Origin of the sequence: Pseudodesulfovibrio mercurii (assembly GCF_000189295.2) — a bacterium.
GTDB classification, from domain to species: domain Bacteria; phylum Desulfobacterota; class Desulfovibrionia; order Desulfovibrionales; family Desulfovibrionaceae; genus Pseudodesulfovibrio; species Pseudodesulfovibrio mercurii.
The window spans coordinates 3,823,389-3,846,863 of record NC_016803.1 but is presented as its reverse complement, the minus strand read 5'-3'; the positions used below and the strand labels follow the sequence as shown (position 1 = coordinate 3,846,863).

The following is a 23,475-nucleotide window of genomic DNA, read 5'->3' as shown; positions in this document are numbered from 1 at the left end:
ATTCATGTCCTTCAAGGAACGACAATGCAGATAACATGCCCAGAATGCAGGTTCACCCGCGAAGTGGACGAGACCAAGATTCCCGCCCGCTCCCAGGTGGCCACCTGCCCGAAATGCCAGACAAAGTTCAAGTTCCGCGACCTGCCGGAAGAGGACTTCCTCATTGAGGAGCCCGAACAGGCCGCCGCCCCGAAACCGGCCGCCGAACCCGAACCGGCCGCACGCCAAGCCACCGCCCCCCGGATCAAGACCAGGACCCCGCCCGTGATAGGAAGCGGACTGCGCCCCCCGGCCCCGCCACATCCTGAGCGGGCCGAAGAGCCCGAGGACAAGACCTTCCCGGACCTGCCCGACCCGGACAAGGGCAACGGCGACGAGCTGTGGCAGCGGCTGCACACCATGACCCCGCCCGACAAGCCCCGCACCGTGCGCGACGAGCCCAGGGACGAGGCCGAAGACGGGCGCTACGGCGATCCCTTCGGCGAATCCCGCGACGAGCGGCAGGGTTCCGCCCGGGACCAGCAGCCCGTGCCCGGCTGGACCGGCGAGTTCAACGAGGACTTCCCCGATCCCATGCAGGACGAGTTCCTGAACGACGACGAGGACGAGGCCCCCATGCAGGTGCCGCCGCCCTTCGAGCAGCTGGACCGCTACGGCTTCTTCCACGGCCTGTTCCTGACCCTGAAGCTGGTCCTGTTCTCGCCGCGCCTGTTCTTCTCGGTCATGCCCGTGGGCAACGGGCTGTCCAAGCCCCTGACCTTCGCCATCCTGGTCTCCCTGATCCAGACCGTGGCCCAGTACGCCTGGGGCGTGGTCGGGCTGACGCCGGGCGTGGACGTCTCCGGGCAGGGGTTCCAGGCCGTGCCCTACGACGCCACCAACGGCCTGTTCGAGCTGCTGCTCACCCCGGCCTTCGTGGCCCTGTCCCTGTTCGTCATCGCCGGGTTCTACCACGCCATTCTCAGCGTGCTCAAGGCGGGCGACAAGGGGTTCGAGGGCTCCTTCCGGGCCGTGGCCTACGCCTACGCGCCCATGATGACCGGGATCATCCCCCTGTTCACCGTGGAGTTCATGGCGGGCTGGATGTTCCTCTACGCCCTGTGGGGACTGGTCCTGACCGCCATCGGCCTGAAATACATTCACAAGACGACCTACGGCAAGGTCATCCCCGTGCTTCTGCTGCCCCTGCTGCTGGGCATGATCATGGCCCTGCTCATGCTCAAGGGCCAGATGCCGACCGTCTAGGGAGGGTCCATGATCGGCTGGTTCAAACGGAAGGTTGAGACCTGGAAGGCCCACCGCAAGCTGGCCCGCCAGACCGACCCGCGCGCCTTCAAGCGCATGGCCATGGAGATCCGCGACCTGGCCCTGCTCGCCTCCCAGCTCAACCCGAAGGAGCGCGACATCCACAAGCTCATCCGCAGCGTCATCGTCGAGATGGAGCGGCTTTCGGAACTGGCCGACCGGCCCGAGTTCCGGAAGCTCTCCACCGGCAAGAAGCTGCTCCTCAGACAGGGACTCCAGGAGTCGCGCGAGCAGCTCCTGGAGTCCATCGAGTCCGCGCCCTCGCCGACCCAGACCCTCCAGTAGTTTTACCGGCATACATATTGCTCTGATCCCGCCGAGGATTCCGGCCCCGTCGCAAACCCGGCGGAAGGGCCGGGGCGGCATCAACCATCAGCCGGTGAATGACATGAAAAAAGCTTTCCTTTTCAGCTTGTTGCTGACTATCGCCGCGTGCTCTCACGTGGACCTGTCCCTGACCGACCAGACCAAGGTCTACACCGACGCGCCCGTCAGGAAATCGGCGCTCCAAGTCGCCGTGCACCCCAAGGGCAAGCAGTACACCCCCCTGACCGCCTACTTCCACCCGTTCATCATCCAGCAGGAGAACTCGGACCACACCGCCCTGTCCGCCTCCTTCACGCAGATATTCTTCAACGTCTGGACCGAGGAGCGCCTGTTCACGACCATGGAGCTGGCCCCGGGCTACGGCTACGAGGGCTATTCCTCGGCCCTGGAAACGGCCCGGCGGCGCGGCGCGGACCTGCTGGTCACGGGCAAGGTGCCCTACTTCTATGACGGCACCACCCTGGACGACTCGTCCGTGACCATCCAGGTGGACGTCTTCGCCGCGGGCAGCGGCACCCGCCTCTGGACCATGCTCCAGTCGGCCAGCATCGAGCAGCGCGACCCCGAGGACTTCATCTACTTCGTCCACGAGACGCGCATGTCCCACAGCCCCTTCGACCAGATCATCCGGGCCATCGCCAGGGACATGGCCGTACCCCTCAAGGCGTGGCTGCCCGACCCGGACGCGACCTACCCCTACGCCTCCACCCCGGAGGCGGTGAAGGCCGGGCTCGAGGCCGGTCCTTCGGCAACCGCGCAGGGGCGGGACCTCCCGCCCGAACAGACCGCCGGAACCCCGGCCGCAGCGCCCGCCGGACAGCCGGTCCAGGGCGCGGCCGCCAGGAAGGAACCCGCCGAGGACGAAGCGCCCCGCCCGGGCATCTCCGGCGTGGACCTGAACATCCAGTTCGACTTCGACAAGGCGACCATCCAGCCCGCGTCCCTGGCCGTGCTCGACGCCCTGGGCGAGACCCTGAACTCGCCCGAGTTCAAGGGCCGCTCCATCATCGTGGGCGGACACACCGACGCCTCGGGCGGCGCCGAATACAACCTGACCCTGTCCAAGCAGCGGGCCGAGGCGGTCAAGTCCTATCTGGTGGACAAGTGGCACATCAACCCGGACCTCATCGAGGCCGTGGGCTTCGGCAAATCCCGCCCCCTGACCGAGGGGACCACGGCAGCGGATCAACAGCGAAACCGAAGGGTTGAGATTCGCCTCGCAGCCCAGGCCCTGCAATGATTTCTTGACTTTCCGGGAATAGTTCTTATCTTCGCCTTCAGGCACGCGACGGGGGCCGGACCTGGCCTCTTTTTTCGTCTTTTACACCGCGCATTTTGTGTGCTACCTGAGAGACCTTCATTTCACCTGAGAGGTATATTAATGATAGGCATTTCCAAATTGTATTGCGGCGCCGTGGAAGCTTCCGACGCCCTGCGCTACAACCGCGAATCCGGGCAGCTGCCGTCCCACCTGCTTCAATTCTCCAAGGACAAGAAGCCCGTCGTGGTCTGGAACATGACCCAGCGGTGCAACCTCAAATGCGTCCACTGCTACGCCCAGGCCATCGACCCGAGCGGGCACAAGGACCCCATCTCCACGGATCAGGCCAAGGAGATGATCGACGACCTCGCGCAGTTCGGCGCGCCGGTCCTGCTCTTCTCGGGCGGCGAACCCCTGGTCCGCGAGGACCTGGTGGAGCTGGCCAAGTACGCCACCACCCAGGGCATGCGCGCGGTCATCTCGACCAACGGCACCCTGATCACAAAGACCAAGGCCAAGGAACTCAAGGAAGTCGGCCTGTCCTACGTGGGCATCTCCATCGACGGCAACGAGGAGGTCCACGACAAGTTCCGGGGCGTCAAGGGCGCCTACAAGAAGGCCCTCCAGGGCGTCGAGAACTGCAAGGCCGAAGGCCTCAAGGTCGGCCTGCGCTTCACCATCAACAAGCGCAACGCCGTGGAGATTCCCCACCTGTTCGACCTCATCGAGCAGATGGACATCCCGCGCATCTGTTTCTACCACCTGGTCTACTCCGGCCGGGGCTCCGAGCTGATCAACGAGGACCTGAACCACCAGGAGACCCGCGACGTGGTCAACCTGATCATGGACCGCACCCGCGCCCTGTTCGACAAGGGGCTGCCCAAGGAGGTCCTGACCGTGGACAACCACGCCGACGGCCCCCTGGTCTACTACCGGCTCCTCAAGGAGGACCCGGAGCGCGCCGCCGAGGTGCTCGAACTGCTCAAGTGGAACGAGGGCAACTCCTCGGGCCGGGGCATCGGCTGCATCTCCTGGGACGGCAAGGTCCACGCCGACCAGTTCATGCGCCACCACACCTTCGGCAACGTCCTGGAACGGCCCTTCTCCGAGATCTGGACCGACCCGAAGATCGAGCTGCTCCACATGCTCAAGGACAAGCGCCCCCATGTGGGCGGCCGCTGCGCCGGATGCCGCTTCCTGAACATCTGCGGCGGCAACTTCCGCGCCCGGGCCGAGGCCTACTACGGCGACTTCTGGGCCCAGGACCCCGCCTGCTACCTCACCGACGAAGAGATCACCGGCGAGAAGCTCTAAGCACGTCCATCCCGAGGCCGGGGGAACTCCGAAGGTTCCCCCGGCCTTTTTCCCCGCCGTCCCCCTACTCCGCCGTTGACGGGCGCGCGTCGCCCCGCCTCCTTGCGGCGGCGGGCGGACCGGTATAAGACAAGGCAAACTGAATCTCTTTCCTGGAGCGGACACATGATACCCATGGATTTCTATCGCGGACGCAGGCTGCGCACCTCGGCCGCCATGCGTGAACTGGTGCGGGAGCATGCCGTCACGGCCAACGACCTGATCATGCTCTACTTCGTCATCGACACCGAGGACGAGAATTTCAAGAAGGAAATCCCGTCCATGCCCGGCCAGTACCAGCTCTCCCTCAAGCAGCTGGAACTCAAAGTGGCCGAGGCCGTGGACAACGGGCTCAAGGCGCTGATGCTCTTCGGCATCCCGGCCTCCAAGGACGAGCTGGGCTCCGGGGCCTACGACGACGACGGCATCATCCAGAAGGCCACCCGGCGGCTCAAGGCGCGCTGGCCCGAGCTGATCGTCATGGCCGATACCTGCCTGTGCGAGTACACCTCCCACGGCCATTGCGGCATGGTCCAGAACCAGTGCGTCCTGAACGACCCGACCCTGAACCTGCTGGCCCGGACCGCCGTGTCCCAGGCCCGGGCCGGGGCCGACGTCATCGCCCCGTCCGACATGATGGACGGCCGCGTGGCCGCCATCCGCCAGGCCCTGGACGATGAGGGCTTCACCGACGTCCCGATCATGTCCTACGCGGTCAAGTACGCCTCGGCCTTCTACGGCCCGTTCCGCCAGGCCGCCGAGGGCGCGCCCAAGTTCGGCGACCGCAAGACCTACCAGATGGACCCGCCCAACGCCCGCGAGGCCATGCGCGAAGCCGCCGCCGACCTGGAGGAAGGCGCGGACATCCTCATGGTCAAGCCCGGCCAGCCCTACCTGGACATCGTCCGGCTGGTCCGCGACAACTTCGACACCCCGGTGGCCGCCTACCAGGTCAGCGGCGAATACGCCATGATCAAGGCCGCCGCCCTGAACGGCTGGATCGACGAACAGGCCGTGGTCATGGAATCCCTGGTCGGCTTCAAGCGGGCCGGGGCGGACCTGATCCTCTCCTACTTCACCGAAGACGTTCTCAAGGTACTGAAATAATATGAGCGAACACCAGAATCATCCCGGCCACCCCATGACCGGCTGTCCGCCCGAGGGCCATCCCGGCGGGCACCCCGGCGGCCACCCCCACGGCAACACGCACCCCGGCGCCGAACACGCGCCCAAGAAGTACCTGGACGACGGCGTCACGCCCATCTGCCGCCTCATCGCCTGGGAAGTGACCCGATCCTGCAACCTGGCCTGCAAGCACTGCCGGGCCGAGGCGCACCCCGAGCCCTACGAGGGCGAGCTGTCCACGGCCGAGGCCAAGGCCCTCATCGACACCTTCCCGGACGTGGGCTCCCCGATCATCATCTTCACCGGCGGCGAGCCCATGATGCGGCACGACGTCTACGAGCTGATCGCCTACGCCAAGGACAAGGGCATGCGCTGCGTCATGGCCCCCAACGGCACGCTGATCACCCCGGAGACCGCCCAAAAGATGAAGGACGCCGGGGTCGAGCGCTGCTCCATCTCCATCGACGCCCCCGAGGCCGCCCAGCACGATGAGTTCCGGGGCGAGGTCGGGGCCTTCGCCGCCTCCATGCGCGGCATCCAGTACCTCAAGGACGTGGGCATCGAGTTCCAGATCAACACCACGGTGACCAAGAACAACCTCCACCTGTTCAAGGACATCTTCCACCTCTGCGAGGATATCGGCGCGTCCGCCTGGCACATCTTCCTGCTCGTGCCCACGGGCCGGGCCGTGGAGCTGGGCACCGAGATCATCTCCGCCGAGGAGTACGAGGACGTGCTCAACTGGTTCTACGACTTCCGCAAGACCACCAGCATGCAGCTCAAGGCCACCTGCGCGCCCCACTACCACCGCATCCTGCGCCAGCGGGCCAAGGAGGAGGGCGTCCCGGTCAACTTCGAGAACTTCGGCCTGGACGCGGTTTCGCGCGGCTGCCTCGGCGGCATCGGCTTCTGCTTCATCTCCCACCGGGGCCAGGTCCAGCCGTGCGGCTACCTGGACCTCAACTGCGGCAACGTGCGCGAGATTCCCTTCCCGGATATCTGGAAAAAATCCCCGCAGTTCCTCAACCTGCGCAACCCCGAGGTCTACGACGGCAAGTGCGGCTACTGCGAATACGAAAAGGTCTGCGGCGGCTGCCGCGCCCGCGCCCAGACCATGAACGGCCACTATTTGAAAGAGGAGCCTTTGTGCTCCTACACCCCGAAGAAAAAGCCGAAGGCGTGACGCCTCCGGCGGCCGGGGGAAGGGGAGAGGGGAACCCTTTGAAAAGGGTTTCCCTCTCCCCTTCCCCCGGACCCCCATCCCCTCTCCCCTCCTAAACTTTTTACGCCGCTTCGCGGAGGTAGGGGGATGACGGGAGGATGTGCCGCTTGACCGGGGGACGGTAATTGAAGGAAAATGTATCGCGCGCCGACGCACCCGCCGAAGGCGCGATAAAAAAAGTTTAGGAAGGGGGGTCCAGGGGGGACAACCCTTTTCAAAGGGTTTCCCCCCTGGCCGCCGGAGGCATGCTTCATGGACAATTACGACAAGCAGATACTCGACATCATCCAGTCCCATTTCCCGTTGGCGTCCCGTCCGTATGCGGAGGTCGGCGAGCGGGTGGGTTTGACCGAGGCCGAGGTGCTCGATCGCGTTCGGGCCATGAAGGCGTCCGGGCTGATCCGGCGCATGGGGGCGAACTTCAACTCCAACACCCTGGGCTGGCAGTCCACCCTGTGCGCGGCCTCGGTGCCCGAGGACCGTCTGGACGCGTTCGTGGCCGAGGTCAACCGGCACGACGGCGTGACGCACAACTACCTGCGCGAGAATGATTTCAACGTCTGGTTCGCGCTCATCGCCCCGGACATGGACGCGGTGGAGGAAATCCTGGCCTCCATCACCGAGGCCACGGGCATCAAGGTGCTCAACCTCCCGGCGTACAAGCTGTTCAAGATCAAGGTCGATTTCAAGATGGACAAGTAGGGAGACCGGGCCCATGCACAAGATGTACAAGATTCTGCTGCTCGGGCTGGCCGCGGGCATCCTGAACGCCATCCCCATGGTCTTCCTGGACGTCCCGTTGCAGGCCGTGGCCGCGATCCTGCTCCACTGGCTGGGGTTGAGCATCATCATCGCCTTCGCCCGCATGCCGCTGGAGAGCTGGGCCACGGGCATGCTCATCGCCGTGCTGACCGCCCTGCCCCTGGGCATCCTGCTCCACCCCGACGCTCCCCTGGGCGTGCTCCAGGTGGTGGGCATCAACCTGGTCCTCGGCGGGCTGCTCGGCTACGCGTCCGAGCGGCTGATCACCGACCAGCCCTGACCAGCCGCCGGAATCCCTTGCGGTCCTGACCGCGAGCGGGTACATCTTTCCCAGCAAAAACACCAAGCGGAGCGACGCGAATGATTCTTTCCCCCTCCATGCTTTCCTCGGACTTCGCCAACATGGAAACCGAGCTCAAGGCCCTGGAAGCCGCGGGCCTGTCCTGGGTCCACCTGGACGTCATGGACGGCATGTTCGTGCCCAACATCACCTTCGGCCCGCCGATCATCAAGGCCATGCGCGCCAAGTCGAAGCTCTTCTTCGACTGCCACCTGATGATCAACGATCCCGGCCGGTACATCGGCGACTTCGCCGACGCCGGGGCCGACCTGATCTGCGTCCACGCCGAGGCGTGCACCCACCTGGAGCGGGTCTGCGCCCAGATCGTCGAGGCCGGGGCCAAGCCCGCCGTGGCGCTCAATCCGCACACCCCGCCCGAGGCCATCCGCTATCTCCTGCCGCAGCTGTACATGGTCCTGATCATGTCCGTGAACCCCGGCTTCGGCGGCCAGAAGTTCATCCCCTTCTGCCTGGACAAGGTCCGCGACCTCAAGGCCATGATCGACCGGGCCGGGGCCGACACCCTGATCCAGATCGACGGCGGCGTGACCCTGGACAACGCGCGCGAACTGACCGAGGCGGGCGTGGACGTGCTCGTGTCCGGCTCGGCCTTCTTCAAGCATCCGCCCTACGGCGAGCGGCACAAGGCGTTTCAGGACGCCTGCAAATAGGCGCAGGCAACGATTGCAACGGGGCTGTCCGGCAGCCCCTTTTCTTTGAGCGACAGTATGGCCCTGGTCAGTTTACGAGACATTTCCATCAATTTCACCGGCACGGTGCTGCTGGACAAGGTGTCCATGCAGATCGAGCCGGGCGAACGCGTCTGCCTGCTCGGCCGCAACGGCGAGGGCAAGTCCACCCTGTTGTCGGTCATCGAGGGCAGGACCGCTCCCGACTCCGGCAGCGTGGACTACCAGCGCGGCTGCCGCGTGGCCATGCTCCCCCAGGAGGTGCCCCAGGAGCTGGCGGGCACGGTCTACGACATCGCGGCCCAGGGGCTGGGCGAGGTCGGCGCGCACCTGGCCGCCTACCACGACGCCTCCCGCGCCCTGGCCGATTCTCCCGAGCCGGGTCAGGACCTGGTGGACCGGCTGGAGCGCGCCCAGCACGCCCTGGAGGACGCCGGAGGCTGGCCGCACCACCAGACCATCGAGGCCGTGCTCTCGCACCTCAAGCTCGACGGCGACGACCGCTTCGGCTCCCTGTCCGGCGGGACCAAACGCCGCGTGCTCCTGGCCCGCGCCCTGGTCTCCGGCCCGGACCTGCTCATCCTGGACGAGCCCACCAACCACCTGGACATCGACTCCATCTCCTGGCTCGAGGATTTCCTGTTGCGCCAGAACGCGGCCCTGCTCTTCGTCACCCACGACCGCGCCTTCCTGCGCCGGCTGGCCACGCGCATCGTGGAGCTGGACCGGGGACGGCTGACCAGCTGGGAGTGCGACTACGAGACCTACCTCGCGCGCAAGGACGACGCCCTGTCCGCCGAGGCCAGGCAGAACCACAACTTCGACCGCAAGCTGGCCGAGGAGGAGGCCTGGATCCGGCAGGGCATCAAGGCCCGGCGCACCCGGAACATGGGCCGCGTGCGCGACCTCATGAAGCTGCGCCAGGAGCGCGGCGCGCGGCGCGAACGCGTGGGTTCGGTCAAGATGGTCATCCAGGAGGCCGAGCGCACGGGCAAGCTGGTCATCGAGGCCAGCCACCTCTGCTTCGGCTACAGCGACACGCCGCTCATAAACGATTTCTCCGCCACGGTCATGCGCGGGGACAAGGTCGGACTCATCGGGCCCAACGGCGCGGGCAAGACCACTCTGCTCAAGATCCTGCTCGGCGAGCTCGCCCCGCAGTCGGGCAGCGTGCGCCACGGGGTCAACCTCCAGGTCAGCTACTTCGACCAGCTCCGCGAGCAGCTCGACGAGACCCGCTCCGCCCGGTACAACGTGGCCGAGGGCAACGACTTCGTTGACCTCAACGGCCACCGCGTCCACGTCATGACCCACCTGAAGAATTTCCTGTTCACCCCGGACCGGGCCAAGGTCCCGGTGGGCGTGCTGTCCGGCGGGGAGCGCAACCGGCTGCTCCTGGCCCGGCTGTTCACCCGCTCGTTCAACGTCCTGGTCATGGACGAACCGACCAACGACCTGGACGCCGAGACCCTGGACCTGCTGGAGGAGCTGCTCATGGACTACTCCGGCACCCTGCTCCTGGTCTCCCACGACCGCGACTTCCTGAACAACGTGGTCACCTCGTCCATCGCCTTCGAGGGCAACGGCCGGGTGGCCGAGTACGTGGGCGGCTACGACGACTGGCTCCGGCAGCGCCCGTCGGCCGCCCCCTCCCAGGCCAGATCGTGCAGGCCCAAATCCGAACCGGAACGGCCCGAGCCCGCCAGGCGGAAGCTGAGCTACAAGGAAAAGTTCGAACTCGAGAGGAAGCGGGAGGAGCTGAAGGCCATGCCCGCCCGCATAGAAACGCTGGAGAGAGCGCTCACGGCCCTACAGGAGCGCATGTCCGCAGCGGATTATTACAAGTATTCCGGCGAGGTTATGGCCGACGACCAGAAGCGCATGGAAGCCCTTGAGTCCGACCTTGAAATCGCCTATGAGACCTGGGAAGAACTCGAAACCGCCCTGGAGGGCGTGGAGCTGGACTGATCATGAAAGCCCTGACCATACGCCACGCGGACATGGACGACCTGCCCGCCTGCCACACCATCGAGGCCAACTGCTTTCCGCCCGCCGAGGCCGCCTGGGCGAGCAGCCTGCGCAACCGCATCGAAATCTATCCCGAGGGATTTCTGGTGGCCGAGCTGGAAGGCCGGGTGGTCGGCCAGGTGAACGCGGGCTCCACCGACAAGGACGACATCACGGACGAGGAGTTCAAGCAGCTCATCGGCCACGACCCGGACGGCCGCAACATCGTCATCTTCTCCCTGTCCGTGCACCCCGATTTCCAGAAGCGCGGCATCGCGGGCAAGCTGCTTGCGAACTTCATCGAGCATGCCCGGGACATGGGCAAGTCCGCGATCAAGCTGTTGTGCAAGGAGCCGCTGACCTCCTTCTACACCCGTTTCGGCTTCACCGACGACGGCCTGTCCCGGTCCACCCACGGCGGCGTGCCCTGGCACGCCATGACCCTGATCCTGGCGGACTGAGCGCCCCCCACGAAAGACAAAAAGGCTGCCGGGATCGTCCCGGCAGCCTTTTTTCCGTTGTCGACAGCGGGGTCTACCACCCCTTGGACTTGAGGATTTCGTTGACCTTCTTCTCGGTCTTCTTCTCCACGATGACCATCTTCTTGGCCTGGGCCTTCTTGATCTTGTCGGTCAGCGCGTCGATGTCCGCGGGCTTCTCCATGAAGTCCATGGCCCCGAGCTTCATGGCCTGGATGCCGGCCTCCAGGGTGGCCTGGCCGGTCAGCAGGATGACCTGCATGTCCGGATTGGTCTTGCGGATGACCTTGAGCATGTCGATGCCGTTCATGTCCGGCATCTGCAGGTCCAGCACGATGGCGTCGTAGTCGCCCGAATTGATCGCGCTGACCGCGGCGTTGGCGTTCTCGGCCGTGGTCACATCCATGCCCCGGATCTCCATCCGTTCGGACAGGGCCTCGAGGAATTCCACTTCATCGTCAATAAGCAGTACTTTTTCTGCCATGTTCTCTTCTCCGATCAGGTATGAATGTTGTTCTACGCGGGTGCGCCCGCGGCCGCAAGCAGCAACTGGCTCGTCCCGGTCTTTTCGTCCACCTCGACCCGGGCGTTCAGGGCCCTTGCCTGGTCGGCGAACGGTTCGTCATTCTTGAGCGGGGCATCCTTTCCGGGCACGGAAAGGGAGAACGATGCGCCGCCGTCTGCGGGGGACACGGTGATGACCAGCGTGTCGCCCGGCCGCATGGAATCGAAGGCCGCCACCATGGAGGAGTGCAGCAGCCGCGTCAGATCAAAGGGGCACGCGACCATGGACACGGGCTTGCTCTCGCCCACGGTCAGCTTGATCTGCCGCATGTCGGCGAACCGGGAGGTCAGGTCCGCCGCCAGTTTCAGGGCCTCGACCAGGTTCACCTCGCGGATGTCCTCGTCGGTGGAATGGGCGAAGGCGTTCATGTTCCTGACGATGCCGTCGCCGCGCCGGATCTGGCCCTGGATGGTCTTGGCCGCGCCCTTGAGCCGCTCCGGCTGGATGGGCATTCCGCGCTCGGCCATGAGCGTGAAGTCCTCGATCAGCCCGGCCGCCTCGTTGATCACGGCGAACACGTTCTTGATCTCATGGGACACGGAGGCGCTGATGCGCCCGAAAAATCTGAGTCCCTCGCGGGGCTCGCACTGGGTCCGGCTCATGCCCTCTCCTTTGTCGTTACGCCGCCACCTTGCGGATCAGGGCGACCAGTTCCTCGAGCTGGATGGGCTTGATCAGATAGTTGCAGCCCGCGGCGCAGCCCGCCTTGAAATCCGATTCCGAGCCATGGCCGGACAGGAAGATGAACTTCATGTCCGGGTGCCGTTCCGCCAGCCGCTCCATGAGCTCCAGGCCGCTCAGCTTGGGCATCTTCATGTCCAGGACGGCCACGTCGTAGGCGGTCTTGTCGGCCATTTCCAGGGCCGACTCGCCGTTGTCCGTCCAGTCCGCGTCCACGTCCCGGAACCCGAGGCGCTCGGCCATGGCGGAAACCAGTTCCACTTCGTCGTCTACCAACAGTACTTTCATGCTATGCCTTGTCCGTCTTGCATTCGGGCTTGGTCCCCTTGAGGGGCATGGTTATGGTGAAGGTCGTCCCCTTGCCCACCTCGCTCTCCACGGCCATGGTCCCGCCGAGTTCCTGGACCAGGCCGTAGGTGATGGACAGGCCGAGCCCGGTGCCGCCGGTCTTCTTCTTGGTCGAGAAGAACGGGTCGAAGATGCGCTTGATATCCGCCTCCGGGATGCCGCAGCCGTCGTCGGTCACGGCGAAGACCAGGTGGTCGCAGGCCGTCTCCCTGGCCGAGATGGACAGGTGTCCGCCGTCGTTCATGGCCTGGAAGGCGTTGTTCACCAGGTTGAGGAAGATCTGTTGCAGCTTGCCCCGGTCCGAGATGAACGGGGGCAGGTTCTCGGGGATGTCCATCTCGATGGCGATGGACCGGTACTCGGCCTCCTTGCGCAGGAAGTCGATGACCTCGTTGGCCAGGTCCTTGAACTCGATCTCGTCCATCTCCACGTCGATGTGCCGGGCGAAGCTGAGAAGCCGCTTGGTGATCTTGCCGCACCGGGCCACGGAGTTGAGGATGGAGTCGATGTTCCGCAGCAGCCGCTCGTCGTGGGCGTACTCCTGCTTGTAGATGAACAGGTCGCGGACCAGTCCGGCCTTCTCGTTGATGATGGCCAGGGGGTTGTTGATCTCGTGGGCCACGCCCGCCGCCAGCCGTCCGATGGAGGCCATGCGGTTGGTGTGCTCCATGCGGTGCAGGGTCCGCGCCCTGGTCTGGTCCGCGATGTAGACCTTGTTGACCAGGTAGGTGGCCACGCCCACGATGACCAGCAGGATGATCAGGATGCTCGAGATGAGTATCCAGAGCAGTTCCATGCGGATGGTCTGCAACGGCTTCATCAGTTCCTTGGTGCGCTTGACCACCAGGACGACGAACGGCGTGTCGTGGATGTAGGCGAAGCCCACGGAGTACTCCAGCCCGTCCCCGCCCCGGACCTGCTCCACGCTGGTCGTCTCGGAATAACCGGGGATGGCCAGGTCCACCTTGGTCAGCAGCGCGCCGTGCTCCCTGGACGGGGTCTGGATGATGCCCTCCCGGTCCACCACGAAGGCGTCGCCGCCGCCGGGCAGGTCGAGCTGAAGGATGGAGTTGAACTGGTCCGTGTCCAGCGTGGCCCGCAGGATGAAGTCCTCGCCGGACGGACCGTCGTGCACCTTGCGCGAGACCACCAGGTGCGGCTCGTCGCGGAAGCCGAGGAAGACCCGGCTGATGTAGGTGCCGTGCTCCATGGTCGTGGAGAACCCCTCCTGGCCGCTGTAGTCGCGGCCGAGCAGGTCGTAGGGGCCGACGTAGGCGATCTGCCGCCCCTGGTCGTTGATCACGCCCAGGTCCACGAACCCGCCGAAGCTCTGTTGCAGGGAGGCCAGGACCGCGGCCAGGTTCTCGCGGCTGCGCAGGGCGCCCACGCCACGATCCAGGGCCAGGAACTCCAGGGCCTTGGCCCGCTCCTCCAGGAAGTAGGCCACGGACCGCCGGGTGTTGGAAGTGGTCCGGGCCGTGCGCAACAGGTTCTCGGATTCCAGGGAATGCCGGGTGACGTTGTAGTCGATGAAGGCCATGACCATCAGGGGGATCAGGGCCACCAGCGCCAGCAGGACGATGGCGAAACGCCAGATGCGCCGGTAGTTGAACAGGTTCTTGCCCGCTCCGCCGCCATCTTCCGTGTCCCAGAATTTGGGCCGTATCTTTTCGAACAGTGCTGCCATGACGCCACCCGGCTCCCGCCGTTACTTTTCGGCTCTGATCTTGTCGTTGGCGGCCTTGAGCGTCTCGCTCAGGACGTCGATGTCCACGGGCTTGTGCAGGTAGGCGAAGGCGCCCAGCTCCATGCACACCTGGCGGTCCGCCTCCGAACCGTGGCCGGTCAGGATGATGACCTCGATGTTCGGGTGCTCGCTCTTGACCCGGCGCAGAACCTCGATGCCATCGATGCCGGGCATCTTCAGGTCGAGGATCATGACCTCGGGCTCGTCTTCGCGCACCAGATCCAGGGCGGACTCCCCATCGTAAACCACGGCCGAACCCATGTCACGCATCATCAGCCGTTCGGACAGGGTCTGGACGAATTCGCGCTCGTCGTCCACGAGCAGGACCTTGGAGGGCACCTCGAAGTCCATCTTGCGGTAGATGTCGGTCTGGTGGAATCCCTTGCCCACCTGGGCCTCCACGGCCATGACCCCGTCCACGTCGGCGACGATGGACTTCAGTTCGCGCTCCAGCTTCTCCAGCAGGAGCACGTGCTTGTTGATGGTCAGGGTGACGGTGCCCTTGTGGGCCGAGACCTGGACGCTGTGGCCCTCCTTGGCCAGCACGGTCTCCACGCGGGCGGCCAGGAGGAAGTCCTGCACGGCCGCGCGGGTCCGGTCGGTGACCTGGACCGCGGCGTTGGAGAGCTGCTCGACGATGAGGTCCGCGCAGCGGTCCACGCCGGTGGAGGCCACGGGCAGGACCAGGTCGTAGAGGGTGCCGGACCACGGATCGTCCACGTCGCGCAGGGCCTTGACCCAGGCGGCGCGATCCTCGTCGTCCTTGCGGATGAGCTTCATGGCGTGCTTCTCGGCGAAGCCCTCCTCACGCTCGGCCACGGCCACCCGCGCCTTCTTGTCGGAGATCAGGCAGACCTTGAGGATGTGGCCGATGTTCGGATCGGGCAGCTGGGAGGCGAAGCCGGGAATGACCATGGCCTCGTCCTCGACCAGCCGCTTGGCCACGGCCAGACGCATCCAGGCGATGGCCTGCTCCTTTTCGTGGCTGAAGGTGTTGAAGACCGAGGCCTTGGCCTGGAAGGCCCGGGCGATGCGGTCCTCAGCCATGCCGGACAGGCGCGCGGCGTCGGCCACGATCTCCTGGTCCGTGATCAGGCGGCAGCCCGTGGCGTCCACGACGCGCTTGACCACCACACCGGCTTCGCAAAACAATCCGTTGAAAACGGTAATAACTGACATATTGACTCCCTATTAGCGCCTTAGGCCAGGCGGCAAACGGTGGTGAGGGGACAGCTGTCTTCGTTGCCGTCGCGGTGCGCACTCTCGTGCGTGGCGCAGATGGCGCTCTCCATGGTCGCGTACACGTGGTCCTTGCCGATCTTCTCCAGCAGGTGGGTGCGCTCGAGCACGGCCATGACCGCCTCGTTCACCCCGCACAGGGAGATGTCCAGCCCACGGGAGCGGACGCGGTCGACGATCAGCGACAGGGCTTCCTCACCCGAGGCGTCCATGTCGTTGATGCCGTTGGCCACGATAATGATGTGCCTGAGCTTGTCGTTGCCCATGAGCCGCTCGGTGATCTGGTCCTCCAGGAAGCTCGCGTTGGCGAAGAACAGCGGACCGTCGAAGCGGACCAGGGAGATGTGCTGGCACTGCTTCAGGCCGAAGGCCGTGGCGTCGCGCAGGGACTCGTCCTCGCTGCGGGACAGGTTGGCCACGCGCGGCCGCATGGACTTGTACAGGAAGACCAGGAGCGACAGGACCACGCCGACCATGATGCCCTTGTCCAGGTGCGGGGCGAAGGCCAGGGTGCACAGGAAGGACAGGATGGAGATGGCCCCGTCGTACCACTGGGCCTTCCAGGCGTGGATGAAGCCCGAGGCGTTGATCAGCCCGATGACGGCCATCATGATGACCGCGGCCAGCACGGCCTGGGGCAGGTGATAGAGCAGCGGAGTGAAGAAGAGCAGCGCGATGACGACCATGAGCGAGGTGAACACCGAGGACATGCCGGTGACCGCGCCCGCCTGAAGGTTGACCGCCGAACGGGAGAACGAGCCCGAGGCCGGGTAGCTCTTGCCGCAGGCGCCGATCATGTTGGCCAGCCCCTGGCCGATGAGCTCCTGGTTGGGGTCCAGCCGCTGGCCGGTCTTGGCGGCCATGGCCTTGGCGATGGAGATGGCCTCCATGAAACCGAGCAGGGAGATGATCGCGGCGAACGGGATCAGGTGGAGCATGACCTTGAGGTCGAGCGACGGCATGGAGATGGCCGGGATGCCCGAGGGCACCACGCCGACCACGGCCCCGCCGCCCATCATCTTCAGGGAGGCCGGGTCGAGTTTGGTGTTGCCGACCTTGATGCGCCAGGTCCGGCCGTCGGCGGTCATGCCGTCCGGGACCGCGTCCCGGGGAACGAAGATCAGGTTGCCGTCGGGCTGCTCCACGCCGGTCATGAGCTCCTCGCGCAGTTCGGTGCGCAGCTCGTGGGCCTTTTCCTTGAGACCGGCCATGCGGGCGCCGACCACGTTCTGGTCGTGCTGGATGTCGATGACCCGAATGGGATCGCCGGACTCCTTGGCCTCCTCCATCTTCTTGGCCAGGGCGGTGCGCTCCAGGGCCAGCTCGTCGAGGGCGGCCACGGTGGTGTTGAAGCCGACCAAGGCCTCGTGCACGGCCGGGATGCGGATGGCGTCCACCGAGGCCTTGACGTCGTGGTTGAAGCCCAGCCCCCAGGACAGGGCCGTGGTCACCACGACCGCCACCAGGACGTTGGGAATCTTGGGATTGACGCGCTTGAGGCCGACCATGATGCCGAAGGCGAGCACGCCCATGCCCAGGGTGGGCCAGTGGGTGTAGTGGAAGGCGGACTCGACCACGCGGATGATGGTCTCATAGTGGTGCTCCGCGCCGTCCACGTAGACCCCGAAGAGCTTGGAGAACTGGGACGAGGCGATGATTATGGCCGCGGCGTTGGTGAAGCCGTTGACCACGGGATGGGACAGGAAGTTGACCACCAGGCCGAGCTTGAGCACGCCAAGCAGGAACTGGAACATGCCGACCATCAGGGCCAGCAGGATGGCGTAGGCGATGTAGCCCTCGCTGCCCGCCGTGGCCAGCGGTTCGAGCGAGGCCGCGGTCATGAGCGAGACCACGGCCACGGGGCCGGTGGCCAGCTGGCGGCTGGAGCCGAACAGGGCCGCCACCAGGGGCGGCAGGAAAGAGGCGTACAGGCCGTAGTAGGCGGGCATGCCAGCCAGCTGGGCATAGGCCATGGATTGGGGGATGAGCACCAGGGCGACGGTCAGCCCCGCGATGGCGTCGGCCCGGAGCGCCGCCATGTTGTACCCTTTGAACCAGCCGATGAAAGGGAATATTCGTGAAAGCATGCAGCCTCTTCCTTGCATTACGCCTGCAACATCCGGCGACACGCCCGCATCAACTCGTTGAACAGCGCGCCGGCATCGTACAGGTTGTAGTTTTTGAACCGAACCAGACCATCAGCCATCGTGAACAGAATGAGCGCCGATTTCCTGGGATGGACCTCCTGGCAGATGGACCCGTCCTCCAGCCCCGTCACGATGGCCTTCTCGAAGATGTCCACGAGGCAGTTGTAGATGTCCTCGAGGTTTTCCCTGAACTCCGGGTTGGACTCGGAGAACTGATAGAGAATGTGACGGTGCAGCAGCAGGAACTTGTCTTCCATCAAGCCGGCCAGGTAGAGATAGAATGAGATGACCTCCTCCGTCATCTCGAGACCCGATTTGAACGGCCTGTTCTCAAAGAACCGCTCAAACTGGTCCACGATCTCGTCCCTGGTCTTCTCCAGGATCGCCAGCAACAACCCTTCCTTGGTCTTGAAATGATAGAAGATGGTCCCCTCGGCCACCCCGGTGAGGCGGGCAAGCTCCTGCCCGGACGTGTCCGCGAACCCCTTGTGCGCGAACATGAACGTGGCGGCCTTGAGGATGGACTCCTTCTTCTTCATGCCTTTGATCCTTTTTTCCCAAGCGTACCGAGTGTTCACTCAGTTTTTTCCCTCATACTTTGTAAAATCCTACAATGTCAAAAAAATCCCGCAAACTGAGTATGCACTCAGTTTCACAATCGAGGCGTATAATATCATTGAAAAAGTAGACGACCCGAAATCGTTCCCCCGAAAAAAAATGAAAAAAAGTTCCGCCGCCGGCCCCTCCCCTCCTCTTCCCACCCTCTCTCTCCGCCACCGCACATCCCCCGGCAACGACGCCTGGCCCCACATCCCCGCACCCCGCGAAGCGGCGCCAAAAAGTTTAGGAAGGATGAGGGGATGGAGGTCCGGAGGAAGGGGGGAAGGGAACCCTTTTCTCAAAGGGTCCCCTTCCCCCCTTCCCCCAGCCGATCGCTGCTGTCCTCATCCGTAATGCTCAAGACCCGCCAACGGCTGGAGGCCCGGAGGCAACGAATAAAAAACCCCCGCCCGGTTAACCGGACGGGGGGGGTTATTCGTATCGCGTGATCGGCTAGCTCAGCCAGTCGTCGCCTTCCTCGATGGGGGCGAAGCCCCGGCGCATGGTGTTTTCGCAGACCAGGCGCGGGTCCATGAACTGGAGCAGGTAGTCGGGGCCGCCGGACTTGGAGCCCACGCCGGACATCTTGAAGCCGCCGAAGGCGTGGCGTTCGACGAGCGCGCCCACGGAGTGCTTGTTCAGGTACAGGTTGCCCACGCGGAAGTCCCGGTAGACCTGTTCCAGATGGTGCGGGCTGCGGGAGTAGACCGCGCCGGTCAGGGCGAACCGGGTGGAGTTGGCGATGTCGATGGCCTCGTCCATGTCCTTGGCGCGCATGACCGCGAGGACCGGGCCGAAGACCTCTTCCTGGGCGATGCGGTGTTCCTTGGTGATGTTCTCGACGATGGTCAGGGGCACGTAGCAGCCGCCCGTGGCCTTGACGTCGTCGGACACGCTGCGCTTGACCAGCACCCGGCCCTCCTCTTCGGCGATCTTCACGTAGCGCAGGACGTTTTCCTGAGCGGCCTTGTCCACCACCGGGCCCATGTAGTTGGCCGGGTTCTCGGCCGGGCCGAGCTTGATGGACTTGGCGGCCTGGGTCAGGCGGCCGACGAAGCGGTCGTAGACGGCGTCGAGGACGATGACCCGCGAGCAGGCCGAGCACTTCTGGCCCTGGAAGCCGAAGGCGGAATAGAGCACGCCGAGCACGGCCTCGTCCAGGTCGGCGTCGTCGTCGATGATGGTCGCGTTCTTGCCGCCCATCTCGGCGATGACCCGCTTGCAGTGCTGCTGGCCGGGCTGGGCCACGGCGGCGCGCTCCTGGATGCGCAGCCCCACTTCCATGGACCCGGTGAAGGCGATGAGAGCCACGTCGGGGTGGTCCACCAGGTGGTCGCCCATGACCGACCCGCGTCCGGGGCAGTAGTTGAACACGCCGTCGGGCAGGCCGGCGGCCTTCCACATGTCCACCAGGGCGCGGCCCACGCAGGAGGAGGACCCGGCGGGCTTGTAGACCACCGGGTTGCCGCAGACGATGGCGGCGGAGACCATGCCCACGGAGATGGCCATGGGGAAGTTCCACGGGGCGATGACCGCGGCCACGCCCTTGCCCTGGTAGAAGAGATGGCTCATCTCGCCGGGGGCGCGGCCCATGCGGCGGGGCTTGCCCAGGCGGATCATCTCGCGGGCGTAGTATTCGAGGAAGTCGATGGCCTCGCCCACGTCGGCCTGGGCCTGATCCCACTGCTTGCCCACTTCGAGGACCTGGAGGGCGGCCAGGTCGTGGACGTTGGCCTTGAGATATGCGGCAGCCTTGAGCAGGGCCTGGGCGCGCTCCTCGGGCGGCACGTCGCGCCAGGCGAAGTACGCCTCGCGGGCGGCCTCCACGGCCGCGTCCACCTCGGCCACGCCCGCCTGGCAGACGGTCCCGAGGATCTCCCCGGGATCGGCCGGGTTGTAGGAATCCAGGGTGTCGTCGGTGGTCACGTCCTTGCCGTTGATGAACAGCGGGACCTGTTTGCCCATGGCGGCGCGCAGCCGGGCCATGGACGCGGGATAGGCCGCGCGCTCGGCCGGGACGGTGAAGTCCACGGGCGGATAGTTGCGGAACCGGGGCAGCCCTTCCGTGTGTTCGGGCTCGACCCGGCACTTGCCCTCAAGCTGGCGGCGCAGGGTCTCCTGGGGGTTCTCCAGGAGCCGGTCCCGGTCCGCCTCGTCGGCAAAGGTCTGCTTGAGGAAGGACTCGTTGGCCGTGTTCTCGAGCAGGCGGCGGACCAGATAGGCCATACCGGGCAGCAGATCGCCGTAGGGGCAGTACAGGCGCACGCGCTTGGCCACGTTCTTGAGACCCTTGCGCACGGGCTCGGCCATGCCGTAGAGGACCTGGAACTCGTAGCGGTCCTCGGGCACCTTCAGCTCGGCCGCGTTCTCCATGACCGCCGAGATGGTCCGGATGTTGTGCGAGGCGCAGGCGAAATGACAGATGTCGTGGTTTTCGAGGATGTAGCGGGCCACGCGCTCGTGGGCCATGTCGGACTCGGGCTTGTGGGTCCAGACCGGCACGGGCCAGTCGTTCTGCTTGGCCAGCACGGTCTCGTAGTCCCAGTAGGCGCCCTTGACCAGCCGGATGGAGATGGGCAGGTTGACCTCGCGCGCCCACTCGACGAGCAGGCGGACGTCCTCGTCCACGCTCTTGAGGTAGGCCTGGAAGACGATGCCCAGGTAGGGATAATCCGGATACTTGAGGCGGAGGCGCTTGTACAGTTCGACCGTGGCCTCCTTGTACTTGAGCTGCTCCATGTCGATGCACATGAAGCCGCCCATCTCCATGACCTTCTTGTAGACGGGCTCGATGCTGCGGACCATGCCGTCCACGGTGCCCTCGAAGTCCACGGGTTTGGACTGGGAGTAGAAGGCGGACGGCTTGACCGCCACGTTGACCTTGGGGGCGTTGCCCCAGTCCAGATCGCCCTCGCCGCCGTCCAGGGGCTTCCACTTGTCCAATTCCTTATGGATGGCGTCCAGGACCTCCATGTAGCCCTCGCGGTAGGCGTCGGACTCCACCTCGGACACGGTGGCCTCGCCGAGCAGGTCGAGGACGAAGGCGAACCCGTCCTTGCGCAGCTTCTTGATGCCCTTGACCGCCTCCTTGGCCTCCTGGCCGATGATGAACTGGCGGGCCATGGACTCGATGTTGGAGCGGATGGTCTTGTGCAGGACCTTGGCCACCAGGCCGCCGCCGAACTTGGTCTTGGTCGCGCCCCACTTGAGCACGTCGGGGATGTTGGAATCCTCGCCCGCGAAATATTCTTCGATATGGCGCGACAGGGACTCCGAGGTGTTCAGGCAGGGAAGAACATCAACGAATCTGAACATCTGGACCTTGAAATCCTCGTTTTTCATGGCCCAATCCATGACCTTTCCGGTCCACCAGCCCTTGTTGAAAACCGAAGGAGATTCGCCGGAAATGGACGTAAAAAACTCCCTGCCCCGAGCAATGATTCTCGGGTCCAGGGAGGTCGGTGTAGCGGACATTGTTGACTCCTTGTGTTCTAGTCGTTTTCGTGGGGTAGCGGTATGACCCGTGACTCCTTGACCGTGGTCAGGACGATGGTCGAATTGGTGTCCCGGACCGGCCCGATGGTGCCGAACTTGGCCAGTGTCGCCTGCAAGGCCTCGGTGTCCTCCACCCTGACCTTGACCAGATACGAATCCCGCCCTGCGGTGTAATGAACTTCCAGAACCTCCGGAAATTCGGCCAGTTTCTGGCCGACCTCGGTGGCGCCCACGCCCTCTTCCACCCGGATGGATGTGAAGGCGGTCAGCCCGCGACCCAGAGCTTTGTGGTTGACAATACATTCATAGCCCTTGATGATACCGCTCTTCCTCAGCTTGCGCACGCGCTCAAGCACGGCCGAGGGAGCCTTGCCGACCTTCCGGGCTATTTCGGCATTGGAAACCTTTCCGTCTTCCTGAAGGATGTTCAGGATTTCCAAATCCAGTTTGTCAATTTTTCTGATATTCATGGAATAAAGGAATAATATTCTTTTCACCCCCTGTCAAGCGACTTCGGGCGGCCGGACGACCGATCGCGCACATACGACTTTTCTTTTCCCGTCTCCTCGGATAATCTGACAATTCGATATCTTCGGATGACATTCCAGGAATCACGCGAGGAACGACACCCCATGGCCACCAGCAACAAACGCAGCCCCACCGACGCGCGGGTCACCGTTTCCCCCAGGGACGGCGGCCTGGTCCTGGCCCTGTCGGGCCGCCTGGACGCGGCGGGCACCACCGCCGTCTGGGCCGAGGCCGTCAAGGGGGCGTCCGGTTCCGGCTTCTCCCGGCTGACCGCCGACTGCGGGGGCGTGACCTACATGGACGGCTCGGGCGTGGCCCTGCTGCTCAAGCTCAAGGAGCTGTGCGCCGAGAAAAAGGCCGCCATCGAACTTACGAACCTGCGCGAGGAGGACAGCCGCCTGGTGGACCTGACCTGGGACACGGCCCTGCCCAAGCAGCGGGACAGCGAACGGGAGCGGCGCGGCCTGGCCGAGGCCGTGGGCGCGGCGGGCGGCGAGCTGTGGCACAACGTGCGCGAGATGATCGCCTTTGTGGGCGAGTCCTTTTCCCTGCTCGGCCGGGCCGCCGTGCATCCGGGCATGGTGCGCTGGAAGGACGTGGTCCTGGCCTGCATCAACGTGGGCGTGGAGTCCATGTTCATCATCGTGCTCATCGGCTTCCTCATGGGACTGATCATGTCCTTCCAGTCGGCCATCAGCCTGCAGCGGTTCGGCGGCGAGATATTCGTGCCCAACATGCTCGGCCTGGTCATGTTCCGCGAGATGGGCCCGCTGGTCACCTCCATCCTCCTGGCCGCCCGGTCCGGTTCGGCCTTCGCCGCCGAGATCGGGACCATGAAGATCAACGAGGAACTGGACGCCCTGACCACCATGGGCCTTTCCCCCATGCGCTTCCTGGTGGTTCCCAAGCTCCTGGCGACCATGGCCATGGTCCCGCTGATGACCATGTTCTTCAACCTGGCCAGCCTGGTGGGCGGAGCCCTGGTCATGCTTTCCATGGGCTACCCCCTGGTGACCTTCACCTCGCGCGTTTTCGCCAACGTCAGCGCCACGGACTTCTGGGGCGGCATGGCCAAGGGGCTGGTCTTCAGCTTTCTGGTGGCGGGCGTGGGCTGCCTGCGCGGCATGCAGACCCGGTCCGGGGCCAGCGCCGTGGGACTGTCCACCACCAGCGCCGTGGTCTCGGGCATCATCCTCATCGCCTTCGCCGACGGCCTGTTCGCCGTGGCGTACTATTATTTGGGGATATAGGCGGA

At 64.9% G+C, this 23,475-nt stretch carries 21 protein-coding genes; 12 read left to right on the top strand and 9 right to left on the bottom strand.

The features are described from left to right. Nucleotides 1-24: 24 nt before the first annotated feature. From DND132_RS17405 to DND132_RS17355, 11 genes are all read left to right on the top strand, one after another. A complete protein-coding gene (locus DND132_RS17405; protein ID WP_014324087.1) occupies nucleotides 25-1,245 on the top strand; it encodes a YIP1 family protein in 1,221 nt (406 codons plus the stop codon). 9 nt (nucleotides 1,246-1,254) lie between these two features. Next, nucleotides 1,255-1,590, top strand: coding sequence for a hypothetical protein (locus tag DND132_RS17400; RefSeq protein WP_014324086.1), 336 nt, complete (start codon nucleotides 1,255-1,257; stop codon nucleotides 1,588-1,590). Between the two features lie 103 nt (nucleotides 1,591-1,693). Next, entirely contained in the window at nucleotides 1,694-2,872 is a 1,179-nt protein-coding gene (locus DND132_RS17395; RefSeq protein WP_014324085.1) for an OmpA family protein, read from the top strand. Nucleotides 2,873-3,013: 141 nt separating this feature from the next. Beyond that, a complete protein-coding gene (gene ahbC, locus DND132_RS17390) occupies nucleotides 3,014-4,207 on the top strand; it encodes a 12,18-didecarboxysiroheme deacetylase (protein WP_014324084.1) in 1,194 nt (397 codons plus the stop codon). A 165-nt stretch (nucleotides 4,208-4,372) separates the two neighbouring features. After that, nucleotides 4,373-5,353 (top strand): porphobilinogen synthase, encoded by a 981-nt coding sequence (gene hemB, locus DND132_RS17385; RefSeq protein WP_014324083.1) that lies wholly within the window; start codon nucleotides 4,373-4,375, stop codon nucleotides 5,351-5,353. A gap of 1 nt (nucleotide 5,354) precedes the next feature. Further along, complete coding sequence (gene ahbD / locus DND132_RS17380; protein ID WP_041915846.1) at nucleotides 5,355-6,554, top strand: heme b synthase; 1,200 nt, start codon at nucleotides 5,355-5,357, stop codon at nucleotides 6,552-6,554. Nucleotides 6,555-6,845: 291 nt separating this feature from the next. Further along, nucleotides 6,846-7,295 carry a siroheme decarboxylase subunit alpha gene (ahbA, locus tag DND132_RS17375; protein WP_014324081.1) on the top strand — a complete coding sequence of 150 codons (450 nt, stop codon included), beginning with the start codon at nucleotides 6,846-6,848 and terminating at the stop codon, nucleotides 7,293-7,295. A gap of 13 nt (nucleotides 7,296-7,308) precedes the next feature. Continuing rightward, a complete protein-coding gene (locus DND132_RS17370; RefSeq protein WP_014324080.1) occupies nucleotides 7,309-7,635 on the top strand; it encodes a hypothetical protein in 327 nt (108 codons plus the stop codon). Between the two features lie 80 nt (nucleotides 7,636-7,715). Continuing rightward, nucleotides 7,716-8,366: a ribulose-phosphate 3-epimerase gene (rpe, locus tag DND132_RS17365; RefSeq protein WP_014324079.1), complete on the top strand. Its 651-nt coding sequence runs from the start codon at nucleotides 7,716-7,718 to the stop codon at nucleotides 8,364-8,366. Nucleotides 8,367-8,423: 57 nt separating this feature from the next. Further along, nucleotides 8,424-10,352, top strand: a complete 1,929-nt coding sequence (locus DND132_RS17360; RefSeq protein ID WP_014324078.1) for an ATP-binding cassette domain-containing protein — start codon at nucleotides 8,424-8,426, stop codon at nucleotides 10,350-10,352. 2 nt (nucleotides 10,353-10,354) lie between these two features. Then, nucleotides 10,355-10,852, top strand: coding sequence for a GNAT family N-acetyltransferase (locus DND132_RS17355; protein WP_014324077.1), 498 nt, complete (start codon nucleotides 10,355-10,357; stop codon nucleotides 10,850-10,852). 73 nt (nucleotides 10,853-10,925) lie between these two features. On the opposite strand, the gene DND132_RS17350 is transcribed toward DND132_RS17355, so the two are convergent. The 9 genes from DND132_RS17350 to DND132_RS17310 all read right to left on the bottom strand — a co-directional run bounded on the left by DND132_RS17350 (nucleotide 10,926) and on the right by DND132_RS17310 (nucleotide 22,162). Then, complete coding sequence (locus DND132_RS17350; RefSeq protein WP_014324076.1) at nucleotides 10,926-11,354, bottom strand: response regulator; 429 nt, start codon at nucleotides 11,352-11,354, stop codon at nucleotides 10,926-10,928. A gap of 32 nt (nucleotides 11,355-11,386) precedes the next feature. Next, a complete protein-coding gene (locus DND132_RS17345) occupies nucleotides 11,387-12,037 on the bottom strand; it encodes a sensor histidine kinase (protein WP_014324075.1) in 651 nt (216 codons plus the stop codon). Nucleotides 12,038-12,053: 16 nt separating this feature from the next. Then, nucleotides 12,054-12,404: a response regulator gene (locus tag DND132_RS17340; RefSeq protein WP_014324074.1), complete on the bottom strand. Its 351-nt coding sequence runs from the start codon at nucleotides 12,402-12,404 to the stop codon at nucleotides 12,054-12,056. Between the two features lies 1 nt (nucleotide 12,405). Then, entirely contained in the window at nucleotides 12,406-14,151 is a 1,746-nt protein-coding gene (locus DND132_RS17335) for a sensor histidine kinase (protein WP_014324073.1), read from the bottom strand. Between the two features lie 21 nt (nucleotides 14,152-14,172). Continuing rightward, a complete protein-coding gene (locus DND132_RS17330; protein ID WP_014324072.1) occupies nucleotides 14,173-15,390 on the bottom strand; it encodes a response regulator in 1,218 nt (405 codons plus the stop codon). 20 nt (nucleotides 15,391-15,410) lie between these two features. Continuing rightward, a complete protein-coding gene (locus DND132_RS17325) occupies nucleotides 15,411-17,537 on the bottom strand; it encodes a SulP family inorganic anion transporter (protein WP_014324071.1) in 2,127 nt (708 codons plus the stop codon). Nucleotides 17,538-17,554: 17 nt separating this feature from the next. Continuing rightward, a complete protein-coding gene (locus tag DND132_RS17320; RefSeq protein ID WP_014324070.1) occupies nucleotides 17,555-18,136 on the bottom strand; it encodes a TetR/AcrR family transcriptional regulator in 582 nt (193 codons plus the stop codon). A gap of 514 nt (nucleotides 18,137-18,650) precedes the next feature. Further along, entirely contained in the window at nucleotides 18,651-21,671 is a 3,021-nt protein-coding gene (locus DND132_RS17315) for a proline dehydrogenase family protein (RefSeq protein WP_014324069.1), read from the bottom strand. Nucleotides 21,672-21,688: 17 nt separating this feature from the next. Beyond that, the gene (locus DND132_RS17310) at nucleotides 21,689-22,162 is read right to left on the bottom strand and encodes an Lrp/AsnC family transcriptional regulator (RefSeq protein ID WP_014324068.1); all 474 of its coding nucleotides are present in this window, start codon (nucleotides 22,160-22,162) and stop codon (nucleotides 21,689-21,691) included. A gap of 162 nt (nucleotides 22,163-22,324) precedes the next feature. Between DND132_RS17310 and DND132_RS17305 the strand changes: the two genes are divergently transcribed. Beyond that, complete coding sequence (locus DND132_RS17305) at nucleotides 22,325-23,470, top strand: ABC transporter permease (protein ID WP_014324067.1); 1,146 nt, start codon at nucleotides 22,325-22,327, stop codon at nucleotides 23,468-23,470. Nucleotides 23,471-23,475: the final 5 nt, after the last annotated feature.

Excerpts from the sequence above, each read along its gene's own strand:
- DND132_RS17305 (WP_014324067.1), top strand. The coding sequence starts at position 22,325 with ATGGCCACCAGCAACAAACGCAGCCCCACCGACGCGCGGGTCACCGTT.
- DND132_RS17350 (WP_014324076.1), bottom strand. The coding sequence starts at position 11,354 with ATGGCAGAAAAAGTACTGCTTATTGACGATGAAGTGGAATTCCTCGAG.
- ahbC (WP_014324084.1), top strand. The coding sequence starts at position 3,014 with ATGATAGGCATTTCCAAATTGTATTGCGGCGCCGTGGAAGCTTCCGAC.
- DND132_RS17310 (WP_014324068.1), bottom strand. The coding sequence starts at position 22,162 with ATGAATATCAGAAAAATTGACAAACTGGATTTGGAAATCCTGAACATC.
- DND132_RS17355 (WP_014324077.1), top strand. The coding sequence starts at position 10,355 with ATGAAAGCCCTGACCATACGCCACGCGGACATGGACGACCTGCCCGCC.
- DND132_RS17405 (WP_014324087.1), top strand. The coding sequence starts at position 25 with ATGCAGATAACATGCCCAGAATGCAGGTTCACCCGCGAAGTGGACGAG.
- DND132_RS17370 (WP_014324080.1), top strand. The coding sequence starts at position 7,309 with ATGCACAAGATGTACAAGATTCTGCTGCTCGGGCTGGCCGCGGGCATC.
- DND132_RS17315 (WP_014324069.1), bottom strand. The coding sequence starts at position 21,671 with ATGTCCGCTACACCGACCTCCCTGGACCCGAGAATCATTGCTCGGGGC.
- DND132_RS17345 (WP_014324075.1), bottom strand. The coding sequence starts at position 12,037 with ATGAGCCGGACCCAGTGCGAGCCCCGCGAGGGACTCAGATTTTTCGGG.
- DND132_RS17395 (WP_014324085.1), top strand. The coding sequence starts at position 1,694 with ATGAAAAAAGCTTTCCTTTTCAGCTTGTTGCTGACTATCGCCGCGTGC.
- ahbD (WP_041915846.1), top strand. The coding sequence starts at position 5,355 with ATGAGCGAACACCAGAATCATCCCGGCCACCCCATGACCGGCTGTCCG.
- hemB (WP_014324083.1), top strand. The coding sequence starts at position 4,373 with ATGATACCCATGGATTTCTATCGCGGACGCAGGCTGCGCACCTCGGCC.
- DND132_RS17320 (WP_014324070.1), bottom strand. The coding sequence starts at position 18,136 with ATGAAGAAGAAGGAGTCCATCCTCAAGGCCGCCACGTTCATGTTCGCG.
- DND132_RS17340 (WP_014324074.1), bottom strand. The coding sequence starts at position 12,404 with ATGAAAGTACTGTTGGTAGACGACGAAGTGGAACTGGTTTCCGCCATG.
- DND132_RS17330 (WP_014324072.1), bottom strand. The coding sequence starts at position 15,390 with ATGTCAGTTATTACCGTTTTCAACGGATTGTTTTGCGAAGCCGGTGTG.
- DND132_RS17325 (WP_014324071.1), bottom strand. The coding sequence starts at position 17,537 with ATGCTTTCACGAATATTCCCTTTCATCGGCTGGTTCAAAGGGTACAAC.
- DND132_RS17360 (WP_014324078.1), top strand. The coding sequence starts at position 8,424 with ATGGCCCTGGTCAGTTTACGAGACATTTCCATCAATTTCACCGGCACG.
- DND132_RS17335 (WP_014324073.1), bottom strand. The coding sequence starts at position 14,151 with ATGGCAGCACTGTTCGAAAAGATACGGCCCAAATTCTGGGACACGGAA.
- ahbA (WP_014324081.1), top strand. The coding sequence starts at position 6,846 with ATGGACAATTACGACAAGCAGATACTCGACATCATCCAGTCCCATTTC.
- DND132_RS17400 (WP_014324086.1), top strand. The coding sequence starts at position 1,255 with ATGATCGGCTGGTTCAAACGGAAGGTTGAGACCTGGAAGGCCCACCGC.
- rpe (WP_014324079.1), top strand. The coding sequence starts at position 7,716 with ATGATTCTTTCCCCCTCCATGCTTTCCTCGGACTTCGCCAACATGGAA.